The sequence below is a fragment of the Fructilactobacillus hinvesii genome, assembly GCF_024029435.1.
Lineage (GTDB): Bacteria > Bacillota > Bacilli > Lactobacillales > Lactobacillaceae > Fructilactobacillus > Fructilactobacillus hinvesii.
The window spans coordinates 106,134-122,952 of sequence record NZ_CP097118.1 but is presented as its reverse complement, the minus strand read 5'-3'; the positions used below and the strand labels follow the sequence as shown (position 1 = coordinate 122,952).

At 47.1% G+C, this 16,819-nt stretch carries 15 protein-coding genes and 1 riboswitch; of the genes, 7 read left to right on the top strand and 8 right to left on the bottom strand.

Translation table 11 applies throughout. From position 1 onward, the window contains the following. Positions 1-6 precede the first annotated feature (6 nt). The gene (gene yjeM, locus M3M39_RS00610; RefSeq protein WP_252797312.1) at positions 7-1,473 is read left to right on the top strand and encodes a glutamate/gamma-aminobutyrate family transporter YjeM; all 1,467 of its coding nucleotides are present in this window, start codon (positions 7-9) and stop codon (positions 1,471-1,473) included. Positions 1,474-1,817: 344 nt separating this feature from the next. On the opposite strand, the gene M3M39_RS00605 is transcribed toward yjeM, so the two are convergent. The 3 genes from M3M39_RS00605 to M3M39_RS00595 form a co-directional block, all read right to left on the bottom strand. Next, positions 1,818-2,615 carry a Rossmann-fold NAD(P)-binding domain-containing protein gene (locus M3M39_RS00605; RefSeq protein WP_252797311.1) on the bottom strand — a complete coding sequence of 266 codons (798 nt, stop codon included), beginning with the start codon at positions 2,613-2,615 and terminating at the stop codon, positions 1,818-1,820. Further along, positions 2,590-2,766, bottom strand: coding sequence for a hypothetical protein (locus tag M3M39_RS00600; RefSeq protein ID WP_252797310.1), 177 nt, complete (start codon positions 2,764-2,766; stop codon positions 2,590-2,592). The genes M3M39_RS00605 and M3M39_RS00600 overlap by 26 nt, the downstream gene beginning before the upstream one ends. 67 nt (positions 2,767-2,833) lie before the next feature. Further along, a complete protein-coding gene (locus tag M3M39_RS00595; protein WP_252797309.1) occupies positions 2,834-3,355 on the bottom strand; it encodes an HdeD family acid-resistance protein in 522 nt (173 codons plus the stop codon). Between the two features lie 130 nt (positions 3,356-3,485). Here M3M39_RS00595 and M3M39_RS00590 point away from each other — a divergent pair, with 130 nt between their 5' ends. From M3M39_RS00590 to thiM, 6 genes are all read left to right on the top strand, one after another. Next, positions 3,486-6,086, top strand: a complete 2,601-nt coding sequence (locus M3M39_RS00590) for a YfhO family protein (RefSeq protein ID WP_252797308.1) — start codon at positions 3,486-3,488, stop codon at positions 6,084-6,086. After that, positions 6,083-6,742 carry a histidine phosphatase family protein gene (locus tag M3M39_RS00585; protein WP_252797307.1) on the top strand — a complete coding sequence of 220 codons (660 nt, stop codon included), beginning with the start codon at positions 6,083-6,085 and terminating at the stop codon, positions 6,740-6,742. The genes M3M39_RS00590 and M3M39_RS00585 overlap by 4 nt, the downstream gene beginning before the upstream one ends. Positions 6,743-6,784: 42 nt before the next feature. Beyond that, positions 6,785-6,873, top strand: a riboswitch (TPP riboswitch). A 103-nt stretch (positions 6,874-6,976) separates the two neighbouring features. After that, positions 6,977-7,624, top strand: coding sequence for a TenA family protein (locus M3M39_RS00580; protein ID WP_252797306.1), 648 nt, complete (start codon positions 6,977-6,979; stop codon positions 7,622-7,624). Position 7,625: 1 nt separating this feature from the next. Further along, the gene (gene thiD / locus M3M39_RS00575) at positions 7,626-8,435 is read left to right on the top strand and encodes a bifunctional hydroxymethylpyrimidine kinase/phosphomethylpyrimidine kinase (RefSeq protein ID WP_252797305.1); all 810 of its coding nucleotides are present in this window, start codon (positions 7,626-7,628) and stop codon (positions 8,433-8,435) included. Then, positions 8,425-9,084 carry a thiamine phosphate synthase gene (gene thiE / locus M3M39_RS00570; protein WP_252797304.1) on the top strand — a complete coding sequence of 220 codons (660 nt, stop codon included), beginning with the start codon at positions 8,425-8,427 and terminating at the stop codon, positions 9,082-9,084. The genes thiD and thiE overlap by 11 nt, the downstream gene beginning before the upstream one ends. Further along, positions 9,074-9,856 (top strand): hydroxyethylthiazole kinase, encoded by a 783-nt coding sequence (gene thiM, locus M3M39_RS00565; protein WP_252797303.1) that lies wholly within the window; start codon positions 9,074-9,076, stop codon positions 9,854-9,856. Before thiE ends, thiM begins: the two co-directional genes overlap by 11 nt. Before the next feature lie 52 nt (positions 9,857-9,908). On the opposite strand, the gene M3M39_RS00560 is transcribed toward thiM, so the two are convergent. From M3M39_RS00560 to M3M39_RS00540, 5 genes are all read right to left on the bottom strand, one after another. Continuing rightward, positions 9,909-11,135 (bottom strand): DUF2075 domain-containing protein, encoded by a 1,227-nt coding sequence (locus M3M39_RS00560; protein ID WP_252797302.1) that lies wholly within the window; start codon positions 11,133-11,135, stop codon positions 9,909-9,911. Beyond that, the gene (locus M3M39_RS00555) at positions 11,128-12,546 is read right to left on the bottom strand and encodes an MFS transporter (RefSeq protein WP_252797301.1); all 1,419 of its coding nucleotides are present in this window, start codon (positions 12,544-12,546) and stop codon (positions 11,128-11,130) included. The genes M3M39_RS00560 and M3M39_RS00555 overlap by 8 nt, the downstream gene beginning before the upstream one ends. A 58-nt stretch (positions 12,547-12,604) precedes the next feature. After that, positions 12,605-13,366: a pyrroline-5-carboxylate reductase gene (gene proC / locus M3M39_RS00550; RefSeq protein ID WP_252797300.1), complete on the bottom strand. Its 762-nt coding sequence runs from the start codon at positions 13,364-13,366 to the stop codon at positions 12,605-12,607. Between the two features lie 76 nt (positions 13,367-13,442). After that, a complete protein-coding gene (locus M3M39_RS00545; protein ID WP_252797299.1) occupies positions 13,443-14,825 on the bottom strand; it encodes an AAA family ATPase in 1,383 nt (460 codons plus the stop codon). Between the two features lie 244 nt (positions 14,826-15,069). Beyond that, the gene (locus M3M39_RS00540; protein WP_252797298.1) at positions 15,070-16,809 is read right to left on the bottom strand and encodes a phospho-sugar mutase; all 1,740 of its coding nucleotides are present in this window, start codon (positions 16,807-16,809) and stop codon (positions 15,070-15,072) included. Positions 16,810-16,819: the final 10 nt, after the last annotated feature.

The window sequence follows — 16,819 nt, the reverse complement described above, 5'->3', positions numbered from 1 at the left end:
TAACAAATGAATAACCGAAAAATCACCCTGTTATCGTTGGTATTGATTATCTTTACCTCAATCTTTAACTTTGTTAACATTCCCCGGGCCTTTTACTTGATGGGTTATGCCTCCATCATTTTTTATGTAATTGCGGCCTTGTGTTTCTTTTTACCGTTTGCCTTCATGGTAGCGGAGTTTGGTTCTGCTTATCCGAGCGCGAAGGGCGGGATTTACACGTGGATGGCCTCTGCGGTTAACTCTCGGTACGCCTTCGTGGGAATCGTGATGTGGTATACCTCGTTTATTACGTGGATGTTGAATACCAGTTCCATTATTTGGATCCCGATTTCGACCGCCATTTTTGGGGTAGATAAGACCCAAAGTTGGCACTTGTTGGGACTCAATGACGTGCAAACCCTCGGAATCCTGGCGGTGGCATTGGTGCTCCTCGTGACTTTCATTGCCAGTCGGGGTTTGAATCAGTTCAAGCTGATTACCTCAATCGGGGGTTCGGCCATGTTACTGGCCAGCTTCATTCTGATTGTGGGGGGCAGTGTGATCCTGCTTTTAAACGGACACCCGCTGCAACCATTGAGTTTGCTGAGCTTCATTCATTCTCCGAATCCGGATTATCAAACCGGGATCGCAGTTCTGGGCTTTTCTGTCTACGCAATCTTTGCCTTTGGTGGGATTGAAATCATTAGTGGCCTGGTGGACCAAACCAAGAATCCCCAACGAACTTTCCCAAGGGGAATTGCCATCAGCGCCATTTTGATTACAATTGTGTACGCGCTGGGAATCTTTGTGACCGGGATGTTTACCAACTGGAACCAGGTCTTTAACGCTAACGGTGGCAAGCACGTGAACATTGGAAACGAGGCCTTCATTGCGATGAATAACTTTGGGTACCAGCTCGGCTTAGCCCTGCATTTTCACCATGGGGTGGCCGTGCAAATGGGGCTCTGGGTGGCGCGTTACATTGGGTTATCCATGTTTCTAGCGTTAATGGGAGCCTTTACCACGGTGGTCTTCTCGCCAATCAAACAGTTGGTAGAGGGGACCCCGGATCATATGTGGCCACAATGGATGCGGAAGGTGAAACGGGACCTTCCGGTAAACGCAATGAAAATTCAGGCACTTATCGTAATTGCATTCATTTTGCTGGTTTCGTTTGGAGGGAAGGATGCGAAGATGTTCTTCCAAATCGTGGTGTCGATGACTAACGTGGCCATGTCACTACCGTACCTGTTTGTGGCCTATGCCTTTTGGCAGTTCCGCAAGAAACAAATTGAGCATCCCTTCGTGTTCTTTAAGAGTTACTCAGTGGCTCGGTTAGCTTCCATCGTTGTTTTAGTAACGGTGGGTGCTGCGATTCTCTTTACCCTGGTTGCTCCGGTCATGAGTGGACAATGGACCACTACGATGTGGATGATTCTGGGACCCGTGCTGTTTATTACGGTGGCTCTGATTTGGTCACGTAAGATGGAATAAATTAAAAAGCTTGTCAGTTATGGGGTACACCTCATTAATCTCTGACAAGCTTTTTTAGTAGCTAGGCAATTAAAATGAATTTAATTCATTTCAGAATTAAATTTTTCCAATCATACGCGATGAAAGTAATAATGCTGAAAATTAGGATTAGAAGCATCATTTGAGACATGTTACCCATTTGCTAAACGGGCCCGCTACTAAGTTTCCAAGTGCCAGTCCTAACCTGGAAATAGTGCTCTCTTTCCTATGGTTGATAGGATTTTATTAATAAAGCACTTCCGGTCGTACAACTGAGGCTCCCCCAAATCTTCCGACTAAATTGGAGCATTTTAAAATTAATTTAGCTATAGCAGGTAACCTGGTTTGGGAGTCATCAGGTCTCGCACTTGGTCCGTGAGGCTAGGCAAGGGACGTCCTAACACCTGCGGTAGGTCCTGGTAGTGTGAACGACTTTGGTTAATCTCTGCATGAATCATACCCATTTGAATTGCTGGCTGTTCTTCTTGTGGACCGAGGTCCCCAGCTCGCATCAGTTTTTGACAATTAAGAAAGAATTGTTGGGTCGGAGCGTTCCAATTTTGCTGTTTTATCCAGTCCGCGAATTCAGCGGGAAGTAGTTGCTGGAGTTTAACTTCCTGACCGGTGACGTTGGTTACGGTTTTGATTAGTTCTGCGTAGGTATGAAAAGTGCCGGTTAGTTCGTAAACGAATTTTAACTCGTCCTCGCTGTTGCTTAGCAGATTAGCAGCGGCTTGTGCGTAGTAGCGTTCACTCGCCCAGCCAATGGTTTGTTTACCGGCGGTCGTCACGATTGGTTGCTGGTGTGTCAGAGCCGCTTGGAGCGCCGGAAGTTCGTTTTCTAGGTACCAATTATTTCGCAGAAAAGAATGGGGGAGATCCGTTTTGGTAATGAACTGCTCGGTTTTTAAATGATCAGCTGCCAGGGGATTCTGAGTTCGGTCGGCATGGAAAAAACTGGTATAACCTAACCATTTAACTTGATTATGCACGGCTGCATTAATGACGTTTTGATGTTGGGTGAACCGCGGCACTGATTGGTCAGGATAAGAAGAGATTAGTAACAAGCGATCTACACCGGCTAGCGCCTGATCCATGCTAGTAGCATCTTTGTAGTCCCCCATTCGGATGTCTAAATAGTGGGGGGAACAGCTGGTGGGCTTTTTCAAGGTTTCTGGCAATGATCACAATGTCTCGAAAGGGTACTTTGTCTAACAATTGATTGACAACTAGTTGTCCGAAACGACCAGTAGCAGCGGTTATGGCGTATTTCATAAAAACTCCTCCTTTATTTTTCCAATAAAAAAGGAGCGACTTTTCGTCACTCCTCAGGGTTCGTACTTTAGAACGAACGGATAATTAATAAGATTCCAAAGAACATCAGGTAAAAAGCAATCAGGAAGAGACTGGTACTTACCCCCAGCATTGGGTTAAATAACAGTAAAATTCCTAGGATTAACCCGATTACGGCTAAAATAACCGTGAACCAGAAGTAACCCTTGTGATTCTTGCCGATGTAACGACTAGCCCAGAGTTCGAAGAGGGAGTCCATGATGAATGAAATTGATAAGACAATCCATAGGTAAATCCCACCTAAACCAGGCATAAAGATAATCAAGACCCCTAGGATCAAGTCCAAGATGGCACTAATAATCACCCAGGTGTTACTGATTCCTAATGATTTATCGATAGCAGTTAAGTCGGCTAATTTAAAGATTCCTTCCATGATCATCGCAAAGGCAATGATGTAGGCAACAACCATGAGTGAGCCGCCAGGGTATTTCAAAATCACTAACGAAAGGATGGCGAATAAAATTCCGACAACCAACGTAAATGGGTCAAATTTTCTTGCGGAACTAAACATTTTGTTTCCTCCTTATATCTTAAGATATTATTAATTATAGCATATTTAGGAAGTCATTCTGCTTTTATAGTAAAATAAAATTGATAGCAATTTTTTTCGAAATTAAAAATTGAAGAGAGTGTTGAATTTTATGAATAAAAAAATGTCTCAGGTACTGGCCTACCTGGGAGCCTTCTTCCTTCCGATTCTCATCGTAATTGGAGTCTTTGCTGGGCGGGGAATTGCGCCCTTGGGGGGGCACAATTTATTGGTGAGTGACCTGGCCACCCAGTATTTCCCCTTTTTTAATTTTTTACGAACGCAGTTACACAATGGGGGGATTAGTACCTATTCCTTTTTGTTTTCGCTCGGGGATAATACCATACCGGTCTATACCTACTACTTGATGAGTCCGTTGAATTTACTGGTGTTCTTTGTGAAAAGTGCCCAAATTCCCTTGCTAATGGAAGCCATCATCATGATTAAGATTGGCTTGATTAGTCTTTCAATGGTGATTTTTTTACGGGTAAAGGAACATGCCGTAAACTGGCGCCAACTAGTGGCAGGCGTTGCCTATGGTTTATGTGGCTTTGTGGCCATGTACTTTTACGACTTTATGTGGCTGGAAGCCCTCATGGTCTTACCGTTTTTAACGTTGGCGATTGATCGACTGTTTAAAAAGGAAAAGTGGGGCTGGTACACGTTTACCCTACTAGTGGGTATCATTTTAAATTACTACATGGGGTATATGTTGTGTGTGTACTCTGTGATTTATTTTGTGTACCTGTTTATTTTGCAGCAACCACAGACGATGAAATTCTGGTCCTTCGTTAGAACTAGAAAAGCGGTTCTAGTGAAGTACATCGGTAGTTCGATACTGGGGGGAGCACTCTCCGCGTTTCTATTAGTTCCCACTCTGGTCGGGATGTTATCGACCGGGAAGGGGAACTTCGATTGGACCAGTTTCTTACCAATTTTTCGCTTTTTACCTTCCGATTTACTTAGTTTCGGGGTTGGAGCAACCAATTTCGTCGGTCGTTTAAACCACGAACCATCGTTGTTTGTGGGGAGTTTCTTTGCCCTTGGGATGTTAATCTTTTGGTTGAGTCCGCAGATTAAACGCCAGGAAAAACGGGCCTCCCTCTGGCTCGTCGGGGCCATCTTTGTGGGGATGCTAATTGCCACCTTTGACACGGTGTGGCACATGTTCCAGATGCCAGCCGGCTTCCCGTTCCGTGAAGTTTACATGTTAAGCTTTGTCATGATTGGCTTTGGCTATCAAGCTTGGCGGCGCGGAGCCTTTTCCCAGTTAGCAATCGTCAAAAAGGCCGCTGTGATCTTGGCAGGGCTAATTACCCTGGGTTACCTTTCCGCCTTTGTGGAAATTCGAGTGGCCCGGGCCTTTCACTGGGCGACTCCGTTCTACGTGACTAGCTACTGGAACTGGTTAATTGCGCTACTCTTTATTTTAGTAACGGTCGCTGTGATTGGAATTAGCAAGCGTGATGTACGTTGGTGGCCGTTGCTATTAGTCGTAGTTTCCCTAGAAATGGGCACTAACTTCTGGCTTGCCCTTGGCGGAACCCATGAATATGGTAATCAGAGTCAGTTTGTCCAAAAGTACGAGCGGTCGGCACAGCTCGTGCAAGCCGCGCAAAACCAACGTCAGTTTACCCGGTTAGATGTGAATAACCAACTGTACGTGCACAATTTCAACATTAATTATAATCAATATAATGATTCGTTGCTGTTTAACTTTTACGGAGTCAACAGCTACACGTCCTCGCTCAACGTGCATACTCATGATGCGTTGACGAAGCTCGGCTTATATAGTCGAAACGAACGTCGGGTGAGCGTCCGGGGCTTGACCCCGGTAACCGCTCAACTCCTAAGCGTTGGCCGGCAGGTTAATATTAGTCGGACGGGAAAAATGCAGTTACACACTAATCCGCAGCTAACTGGTGTGGGGTATGCGGTAGCTCCAACTCTTGACCAGTTACATTTGGTTAATAACGATGTGTATGGGAACTTAAACCGCCTCTTTCAGTCAGAAAGTGGGTCGAAGGCGTTGGTCTTTCACCCTAATCCGGCTCAAGTGCTGCGGTTACAAAAGCAGAGGGGTCAGTATCGCTACCGCGTTCGGGTAACGGCGCAAACTACCGGGATGCAGTACCTCGATTTACAACGAGTTAGTCCGAACCAGCAGTTGCAAATCAAGGTTAATGGACAGGCCTTAGCCAGTCGGTATCCACAAAATGGAGCCGAATTAATTGAACTGGGGCACCGCCAGCAGGGCGATCAGTTAACCGTTCAGTTTATGAGTAACCGGAAGTTAACGAAGCAAGATCTCAAGACGACCTTTGCTAGCTATCAAGGCGATGCGGTTGAGCGCTTTAGCCAGGCGACGGTTCCTTACCAACTGCAGGTGGATGATCCAGCTCGATTAGCCTTACATGGCAATCAATTTACGGCTAAGGTGAAGACTACCACAGCGCGTCCTGTCGTTTTGCTTAGCATCCCTTATGATCAGGGATGGACGATTACAGACGGCCAGAAACCTGTTAAAATGAAGAAGGCGGTGAATGGCCTGGCTCAGGTCCGGTTGACTCCGGGAACTCATCGCCTAACGTTCCGATACCAGACACCGGGGCTTAAAGTGGGAGTGCTCATTTCGCTATTGGGCTTAGTGGGAACTTTACTGGCCAGCTGGTGGTGGCGAAAAAAGCGCACGGTTAGGAGAGATGCCAAATGACAGTAACAGCTTACTTAGTCCGACACGGACAAACCTATTTAAACCGATATAACAAAGTGCAGGGATGGATTGACTCGCCCTTAACTGATAAGGGAATTGCCGATGCCCAAACTGCTGGGAAACGCCTAGCTAAAATTGATTTTGATGCGGCCTTTACCAGTGATTCAGGTCGAGCAGTCGAAACCGGTAACGAAATTTTGAAGCAAAACCCCCGGGGAATGGATATCATTACCTACCAGTTTCCAGAACTGCGTGAACAGTTCCATGGTTACTTTGAAGGGGAAAATCTGGAACAAATGTGGCAGTTCGTGGGAGAACAGGTCAACATTACCAACGAAGCGGGCGTGTTAAACCACTATGGGTTAGAACGAGCTCGGGATCTGATTGCGAAGGCTGATTTGTATAATGATGCCGAAGATAACCAACGATTCTGGGAACGACTAGACCGAGGTTTTGACCGGATTCGGGAAAACACTAGTGACGGGCAAAAGATCCTGATTGTTTCGCACGGGATGACGATTCGTTCAATTGTGGACCGGTACGCACCCGAATTGGATGAGGGCCAAGCCGCCCAAAATGGGAGCATCACTAAGTTGTTAATTCAACCGGATACAATTGAAGTGGAATACTACAACAATTTGGACCGGGATGTGTAAGTTGCACGTCTAGTCCAACTAATGCTACACTGATGACAATCAAATAAAAAGTTGGGGTGCCATGAGCTGAGATTAAACCCATTGAACCTGATGTAGTTAACACTACCGCAGGAAACTTTTATGTTGCGGGCGGAGTCCGTCCTCAAATAAAAATACCAATTCCCAAGTTCTCAGCTGATGCTGGGAACTTTTTTTTATTTGGTTAAATTTAGCTAGTGATGAGGAGAACTACTAATGCAACCAGCAATTAGTGAACAAATGCAACAAACCGTTCAGACGATGATGCCACAATTTGGGGCGAATTCATTTGTGCAAGGAATCGCGACAGGAGATTTACCCCGCGCGGTGGTCATTAACTACGTTCAGCAGGATAACATCTACCTGCAACGCTTTTTGAACTTATACCAGCGAGTGCTGGGCCAACTTTCTCCAGAGTTATTGGCAAATACCGAACATGATATTCGGATGGAGAATGGTGCTCACCAGGTGCTGTTACAAGCTGCCCAAACAACTACAAAAGAAATTATGACGCCGTGGCCGCCAACTAAGAATGTGACCCAAACCTATTTGCAACACATGGAATCAGCTGCCAAACAATCAGCTTTTATCGGATTAGCGAGCATGCAAGCCTGTCCGGCAGTGTACGTTACTTTAGCCAATCAACTAGTGGCAAAAGACGCTAATGTTCCCACTAATCCGTTTGCCGCGTGGATTAATTTTTACGCAGGAACGGATGATGGTTTTGACCAGACGATGTTTCATGAATTAGATCAACTAAGCCCGACGGTTGCAAATGAAGACCGGCAGGAAGCACTGGTTGTGTTTCAAAAGAGTTGTGAATATGAATTAGCCTTTTTTGCCCAGGCGGAGGAGGAAAACTAAAATGCGACAATATCCAACGGGATTGACGATTGCTGGAACTGATTCTGGCGGGGGTGCCGGAATGATGGCGGACCTAAAAACGATACAAACTTTAAAAACCTTTGCCACTGCCGTGGTGATGGGCATTACCGCGCAGAATACGAAGGACGTTCAACGAATTGAGACCGTTTCAGCAGCCATGGTGAACGCACAATTTGCTGCGGTCGCAACTGATTTTGCTATCCGGGCTGTGAAAACGGGAGCCTTGTTTGATGCCGACCATGTGCGCTTAGCGGTTCAAAATCTGGCTAAATACCATTTTCCAGTGGTCATTGTGGATCCGGTCATGGTTGCCAAGGGTGGGAGCCACTTGTTAGATGACGAAGGCATTACGGTTCTCAAGCAGGAGTTGCTGCCGGTGGCTGACGCAGTAACGCCGAACTTACCAGAAGCGGAGTTACTGGCTGGGCAAACGATTACGACGCCAGTCGATATTTTAAACGCTGCTAAAAAGATTCAGCAATTGGGAGTCGAAAACGTCGTCATTAAAGGAGGACACGGCACGGATCCGGTGGTTTCCGACTACGTTAAACTGGCCGACGGAACCGACTACTGGCTAGAAAGCCCGCGGGTGAACACCAACCGAACCCATGGCACGGGCGACACGCTTTCAGCGGCCATGGTAGCGTACGTGGCTCACGGTCACAGTATTAACCAAGCGATTCGGTTGGCTCACGACTATCTAGCACAAATTATTCCCCACCCGCTGCCATTGGGACACGGGCACGGACCGGTAAATCATGGATTATGGGAGGAACACGATGAAATTTAATTCAGCAATGTTGCAAGTTTACCTAGTGATTGGCACCCAGGACGTTGATAATCAACCAAACCGACTGTTAGACGTGGTTAAGCAAGCGCTTGCTGCTGGAGTAACCGCGGTTCAGTTTCGGGATAAAGACGGTTCGCGTTTGCATGAAGCAGAGCGAGTGGAATTGGGCAGAAAAGTTCATCAGCTGACCACTGCCGCGAACGTGCCCCTTTTCATTGACGATAACGTGCAGCTTACAGAACAAGTTGGTGCCGAAGGGATTCACGTCGGCCAGACTGATGCGAACGTTGCTCCGCTTCGCGAACAACATCCAGATTGGTTAATCGGGCTCTCTGTGCATAACGTAGCCGAACTAAATGCCAGTGCTCCTGCTTTACCACTGGTTGATTATCTCGGGGTGGGTCCGGTCTTTGCGACAACTAGCAAACCAGATGCGAAACAACCAATTGGCGTGGCTGGGGTTCAAGCTGTACAGAAACAGACAGCTTTACCGCTGGTTGCCATTGGAGGAATTAATACGACAAATGTCAGTGACCTACAAGCAGTACCGGAAGTCGGGGTTTCTGTAGTTTCGGCATTGGCTAAAAGTGATGATATTACGAAAAGTGTGCAGATTTTAAAAAGCAAGGGAGTAAGTCATGAAAACTAATTTAATGAAAACGATTCGCGAACAACAACCAATTGTCCTGAACGTTGCGAACCATGTTACTCCACAACGGGTGGCTGATGGAATTAACTACATCGGGGGTTCGCCAATGATGATGGCGGATCCACTAGAGGCGGCTGATTTAACTAAAATTGCTGATGCCGTTGTTTTGAACCTGGGCTCGACCAACCCGACTGCGCAGGCGCTGATGCTGGGTGCAGGAGAGACTGCCAATCGACTGCATAAACCGGTGGTCTTTGATCCAGTGGCCGTTGGTGCGACGCCACTTCGGAGAAAACGAACTCAGCAACTGTTGGAGCGAGCCCCCGTAACGCTGATTCGGGGAAACGCTGGGGAAGTAGCAGCGCTGGCTGGCGTTAGCTGGGATCAACGGGGGATTGATGCCGGTCAGGGCAGCGTTGATCCGGTAACAGTAGCCCAAACTGCTGCCCAAAAGTGTCAGTGCATCGTAGTTCTTTCGGGACCCACTGATATTATTACGGACGGAACGACTGTGTACCAAGTCGAAAACAACGCCCCGATGTTAACTACTAACGTGGGCATGGGTGACGTTTTAGATGGAATTTTAGGGGTAGCTGCTGGGATCAGCACTGATTTAGAAACGATTACCACAGCAACGGGCATCCTGCCGGTGGCCGCGGAACTTGCGACACACCAATATCCAGATGCGCCCTTCTCGTTTTTAGCAGAAACCTATAACCAACTAGCCCGTCTCGACGACCAAACCCTACAACAACGGTTAAAAATTAAATAAGGTAAAAAAAGAACCGGCCTTTGAGAAGCACTCCAGGTCCGGTTCTTGTGGTTTATTGAATTTTTTGATAGCTAGTTAAAAGTGCTTGTTGTAACGCTGGATCATGGGCGTACAGATAGGCGCCGTGAATGCCCCGTTTTAAAAGCACATTGACGGAATTTAAGATGATTTGGTGCTGCATTTGTGTAAATAACTGGGGATCAGTGATGTCCTTGCGGCGTTTCAACATTTCGTTGTTGGTCTTCTTGCTGAGATCCACTTTAATCCGTTGGTCAGTTTGATCTAAATAAAGCAGGGGGCTCAGGATGAGGCCAACGTAGTTAAGGTCAAAGCCCTGACAGGTGTAAATGGAACCCACCTCATTAATGGTAGCGGGAATTTCGGCCCAGGGAGTGGCTGTATAGTTGTATTGATCCCACGGCATCCGAAAGCCACCCGTTTCATTAATGTAGTGTTTACCACCATCTAACGTCGATGGATACCCCGTTGTTGCTACGATGCGGGATAAGCCTACTGCTTGATTGCGAGTAACAATGGCGCGCCGCATTGATTCGGCATCCGCATAGATGCGAAAGTCGTAGTGAGCTCGCGCCGTTTTCGGGAGGGGCTGCAGTTTTCCCCGACTGAAGGCATCAATCCAGTCAATTAAGGCCGGACTGGCGGTCATGCGAAACTGGTGGGTGAGGTGGTAACTTTCATGTTTGTAGGGAGCAACAATTCGTTGTAACAGATTTTCATCCCAGTAGTTCTTGGTTTGAATCACCTGGTGAAAGTCAAAAACACAGATGACAACCCGACTAACCTTGAGGATCTCTTCTAGCTGATTTTGACCGTAAAAATTATTGTAGTGGTCGGGTTGAGACAGCAGGAGGTGGGCCTCGTCGATCACTACTACGTCCGCTTGTTGGTGCTGTTTTTGCATTTGGTTAATAAAGGAGGTCGGTCGGAGAAAATTTTTCTTTAAGACGTGGGCTTCTGTCTCAGCCATTTCTTTGTAGACCTTTAAAACCTCCGGATGGTTAACCAGAAAGTAGTTCTGCATTTGCGCCAATGGTGGTTCAGTGGCGTGGGCGGCCTGTTGGAGTTCATAAAAAAGTTGGCTTAAAATCACACTCTTACCGGTCCCACAATCTCCCGTGATGGTAAAAACGGCCGGAGTTTGTTTGGTTGTAAGTTGTTGCTTAGTAAAAGCCATGATGCGGTCGACTAACTGGCGTTGCTCTTCAGTTAACTGGTGGTGATTAGGAGCTAGTTTCTCCGTAGCGGCGTTCTTAGACATGGAACCCCAGCTTTCGTTGCCGATTCCAGTTGGTGAAGGCCAAAATGGTGATGACTCCAGCAATTACAAAGAGGAGGGAGTAGTCGAGATGGCCCCCCTGAATCGTAGCGGCAATTTGAGCCGCTGGACCATGAGCTTGATTTTGGTAAAAGGCTAGTCCCGAGGCAAGGATGCTAGTACCAAGCGAACCGGCGTACTGTTGCAACATGTTGAAGAGGGAGTTGACGTCCGCCGATTGTTGCATGGGAGCTAGAGATTGAGAGTTCGACAGTAAATTGGCAAAGGCCATATTCATTCCTGCCCGTAACAAGATGAAGAGGAACATGAAGGCCATGGGAGTGGCCCAGCTACTGGAAATACTGAAGCAGAAGGTGGCAATCGTAAAGAGGACCATCCCGCTTAAAATGGGTTTAAAGGCCCCGTAACGGTCATAGGCTAAACCAGCAACAGGAGAGATTGCTCCTCCAATGATGGAACCGGGCAGGAGAATGAGACCAGCCGCGAGTGGGGTCACGTGGAAGACGACTTCCGAATAGATGGGAATCACAAACGAAATCCCGATGTTGACAAACATTAACATCATATAGACAATCGCGTTGATGGAAATGCTGGCGTTTTTTAAGGGATGAAGCGAGAGCACCTGGGTGTTGCCGTGGTTATTGGTCCAAATAAAGAGCGCGAGGGTACAGCACCCGATGAGAAGGGGAATGAGCCAGGGAAGGACGGTTCCGTGGGCGCTTCCCAATTGGTTGGTTGCCCAGACGAATGAAAATAAGGTCACAGCGAGAAACGCGAGGGAGATAAAATCAAAGTGCTTCTGAATTCCCTGTGGTTTGAGTTTCAAGTTATGGGTTCCTAAGAAGAAGTTAAGTAAGACGAATGGTAGAATTACGATGAAAATGTAGCGCCAGGATAAGAGCGACGAGAGCGCTCCTCCGTAAGTGGGACCCAAAGCGGGAGCAAGGGAAACCACCATTGAGGCGATGCCCACGTAGGTTCCAATTCGTCGTTTGGGGATGAGGGCAAAGATGACTTGGTACATCATGGGCATGCTGAGTCCCGTGGAACCGGCTTGAATTAACCGTCCCGCTAAGAGGACTGGGAAACTGGGAGCCAACACGGACAGTAAGTCTCCAATCACAAAGAGGGCACTCGAGATGATAAAGAGGCGTTTAACCGAATCCCGTTTTAGTAAAAAGGCAGTGGTGGACATTGTGATCGTTACCACTAAGAGGTAGCCGGTCGTAATCCATTGAATCGTGTCTAAGGAGACACCGAGTTCCTTAGCAAGTTCTGGAAACGTGACGTTCATCGAGGTTTCCAGTAAGACACCAGCGAAGGAAAGAAAGGCGGCGGCTAAAATAGCCAGATTAGTAGTAAGTGGAATTTTAGGTTGTTCCGAATTCGACATAAATAATGCTCCTTTTCAAAGAAAAAAGACGCATGGGCGTCTTTTTAGTAATTTCAAATTACCCGTTTGCTTCGTTGACGGCGTGGTTCACAGCGTTGCGGAAGCCCTTGGCATCGAGACCAACTACTCCCTTGATGGTAGAACCACCTGGTGAGGTCACTTGGTCCTTTAAAACGTCGGGGTTGGTGCCGGTATCTAAGGCGAGTTTGGCACTTCCAAAGACCATGCTGGCGGCCACTTTGTAGGCTGTTTCACGGTCAAGTCCGTTTTGAACGGCTGCATCAGCCAGGGCGCTCATAAAGACGTCGACAAAGGCCGGACCACAACCAGCGATGGTTCCAACGATGCCAGCGTTACGAGCGGGCACAGCCACTACGGTTCCTAAGTTGGCGAGGATTTCGTCCGCCGTTTTTTGAGCTGCTGGCGTAGCCGCATCAGCCCTAGTCATGGCGATGCAACCAGCGTTCACAGCGACGGGAATGTTAGGAACGATGCAGACAACTGAATTCTGCGGGAAGAGCTCTTTGATTTGTGCGGGAGTAATTCCCTGAGCTGCTGAAATTAAGAGCGTGTGATCGTCAATCTTGGTATCCTTTAAGATTGCCAACGTTGCTGGAGCTGGAGTGGCTACGAACAAGACGTCTAACCCGCTAAGGTCGTTATCAGACAGGATTTGAAAGCCCAGTTCTTGTTGCAGGTTTTTTAAAGCATCATTGACGTGGTGTCCCTTAACAAATAAATCACTGGCTTCGTAACGGTTGGCGAGGCCGCGGATGATAGCGGTCCCCATGTGACCAACGCCTAGAATTCCAATCTTCATAGTAATTCTCCTTTACTATTGATAAATTACTTTAATTGTATCATGTTTGGCACTAAAAGTTTGCTGGCAACTAATTTTAGTTAGTCGGAGTCGCCATGAGGGCGGCATCGACATCATCATTCGTGATGGTTTGCAAGTCATGTTTCGTGGGGTGCGGTTGAAAAGCCACGCGCCGCGCCTGGGCCTGCAGCATTGCTTGGTAAACGTTGCGAGCCCACCGGGCGTTCCCACTAGGACTATTTTGGTTGATGAAGTTAGTAACCACTTCTGTAAAATAGCTAGAGTGTTCTAGCGTCACAATTTGTTCCTTACTAATCATGTTTAAGATGATTTGAGTTAGTTCGCCAGTGGTGTAGTCTTCAAAATGAACCCGGTTGGGAATCCGGGATCTCAAGCCGGGATTATCATTTAAAAAAGTTTCCATTTGGTCCGTGTAGCCGGCTAAAATTACGATTAAATCCTCTCGGTGATTTTCCATCCCAATGATGAGTTGGTCAATTGCTTCGTGACCAAAGTCGGTGGGACTGTCTGGATGAGAGAGCTGGTAGGCTTCATCGATGAAGAGCACCCCACCCAGGGAGGCTTTAATGACCTTTTTTGTGCGATCAGCAGTCGTTCCGGTGTAGTGACCGACGAGGTCCGAACGATCGGTAAGAACCAATTTGTTGGCGGTAATAATGTGGTTTTGGTAAAGAATTGTCGCAAATAACTTAGCTACCGTTGTTTTTCCGGTCCCAGGATTACCGGTAAAAATCATGTGGTTACTGAGCCCAGCGGGAACCTTTAACCCCTGGTCCTTTCTGAGTTGGTTCATCTTGGCGATGGCCACCATGTCAGTAATTTGCTGTTTGGCTTCCTCTAAACCGGTTAATCCTTGGAGTTCAGCTAGGGCATCAATCTCAGTATCAAGGGTTTCCACGTTTAGACTTAGGTCATCGTTAGGGCTTTCAGGTTCATCGTCTGACTGTTTCTTGTGCGTTTCGTCGGTGTCTGGTGTTTCAGGATTCGGGAGTTCACTGAGGTCACTAAGATCAAGGTCTGCGTACGGATCTTTTTCAAACAACTGGGTCGCATGACCGTAGTTGGTAGTGAATTTACTGATGTCCACGGTAGCGATTGAGGACACTTCATCGGTCTTGACGTCCAAGACGTCCACTAGGGGGAGCTGCTTTTGGAGGGCAGCAACGGTAACGGGCTTTTTGATGGCGAAGTAGATGGACATGGTCCGTTTTTTAAAGTTTAGTTGAAAGCTAAACTTACTTCCTAGAAGTTGGTGGAGCTGGTTGTACAGGAGAATTAGATTATCAGTCCAATCAGTGGTTCCGCCCGCGTCATTGGGTTCGCGTTGATAGGACTTAATGTTATTGATTTTAAAAACCTTGGTCTCCAGGTTGCGATCAAGTTTATAATTTTCGCGGTAGAATAGCTGACCGTATTCTTTTAGTTCTTCAAAAGTCATTGCTACACTCCCTTTCCATGGCAAATTTGTTTCTAACTTATTTATTTTATAAGGAAGATTAATAATTGTAAACAAGAAAGGAAGAGAAAATCAGACAATTCCAGAACAAAAGGGGCTTATTACTGAAAGGTTATTTAAAGTTAGCGGTAGAATCAATTAAATTGTTCGTTTTTTGGTGGATTAAGAATTGAATTCAACTAAAAACGCCTCGCTAGCTAACTAACGAGGCGTTTGGTTGTGCGGATTATTGCTTCAATAAATCATTGTGAATGGCAGCTACATAACTTTGTAAGCGGTCAGTGGCTGCTGCTTGAGAATCAGCTTTAACTCCAACGTAGAACTTAATCTTTGGTTCCGTTCCGGACGGACGGATAGCCAACCAAGTTCCGTCTGCCAACCAGTATTTCAACACGTTGGATTGGGGAAGATCAATTGGCGTGGTGGTTCCGTCGGCAGTAGTTTTTTCAGAAGTTAGGAAGTCTTCTCTGGCCAGCACCTGGCTCCCGTTAAATTCGGTTAGCGGATGGTTTCTGAAGTTCTCCATTAACTGTTGCATCTGAGCTTGACCATCTAAGCCGGCGAATTCTTCGGAAATCGTTTCTTCTTCAAAGTAACCGTACTGCTTGTACAATCCTTGCAGGCCGTCGTAAAGGGTTTGCCCCTGTTGCTTGTAGTATGCAGCCACTTCGGCTAACAACATCGTGGACTGAATGGCATCCTTATCCCGGACAAACGGTTTGATCAGGTACCCAAAGCTTTCCTCAAAGCCAAAGAGGAAGGTGTGATCGTGGTTAGTTTCTGCGAGCTGAATCTGTTCGGCAATGAACTTAAACCCGGTCAACACGTTTTTCATGGTAACGCCGTAGTGCTTAGCAATGTCTGTGGCTAATTCAGTTGAGACGATTGATTTAACGACCATTCCATCGGCTGGTAAGTCATGGGCAGCTTGTTTGGCCTTTAAAATGTAGTCTAACAAGACGCTTGCAATTTGATTTCCGGTCATCAGTTGGTAGGTTCCATCTGGTTGCCGGACGGCGGCTCCCAGTCGGTCTGCATCAGGGTCGGTGGCAATTAGCACGTCCGCATTTTCCCGGTTCCCCAGTTCAATGGCCAGATCAAAAGTTTGGGCAAATTCGGGGTTCGGGAATGGGGTCGTAGGGAACTCTGGATCGGCAATTGTCTGGGCCGTTACCACGTCGTAGTTTTGAAAACCGGCGTCAGAAAGGGCGCGGCGGGCAATGATTTTTCCAGTTCCGTGTAACGGGGTGTAGACAAATTTCAGATCTTTTCCGACCGTTTGAATCAAATCGTGGTTAACGTTGACGGTTTTAATTTGATCTAAGTAGGCCACGTCAACATCTTCGCCGATGATTTGCAATAATTTTTGTTTCCGTAACTCTGGTTCAGCAGCCACTGGAATGGCAAAGAGGTCCTTAACCTGCCGCACATAGGTAGTCATTAAATCTGATTCCTTGGGGGGCATCTGGCCTCCGTCTGGACCGTAGATTTTGTAACCATTGTATTGTTTCGGGTTATGGCTAGCGGTAATCATGATTCCTGCATACGTATGTAAATGACGAACTGCAAAGGAAAGTTCTGGCGTCGGGCGAATGTCATCAAAGACAAAGCTCTTGATGCCGTGGGCGCCTAAAACGCGCGCTGCCTCATGCGCAAACAAGCGGGAGTTGTACCGCGGATCAAAGCTGATGGCAACCCCACGGTCGCGGTCAGCAGCCGGAAGGGTTTCCATCATTTGGGCTAATCCTTCTGTCGCTTGGCGAACGGTGAAGATGTTCATCCGGTTGGTTCCAGCACCGATGACACCTCGCATGCCGGCCGTTCCAAATGAAAGGGAAGTTCCAAAGGCATCGGTAATGGCAGCTTGGTCATTGGCCATCGCAGCTAGTTCAGTGCGTAAGTCCGTTGGCATGTTTTCCGCTTGTTTCCAGTCCGTGTAACTTGCCATGATTTCAGTGTTATTCATATAGTAATCT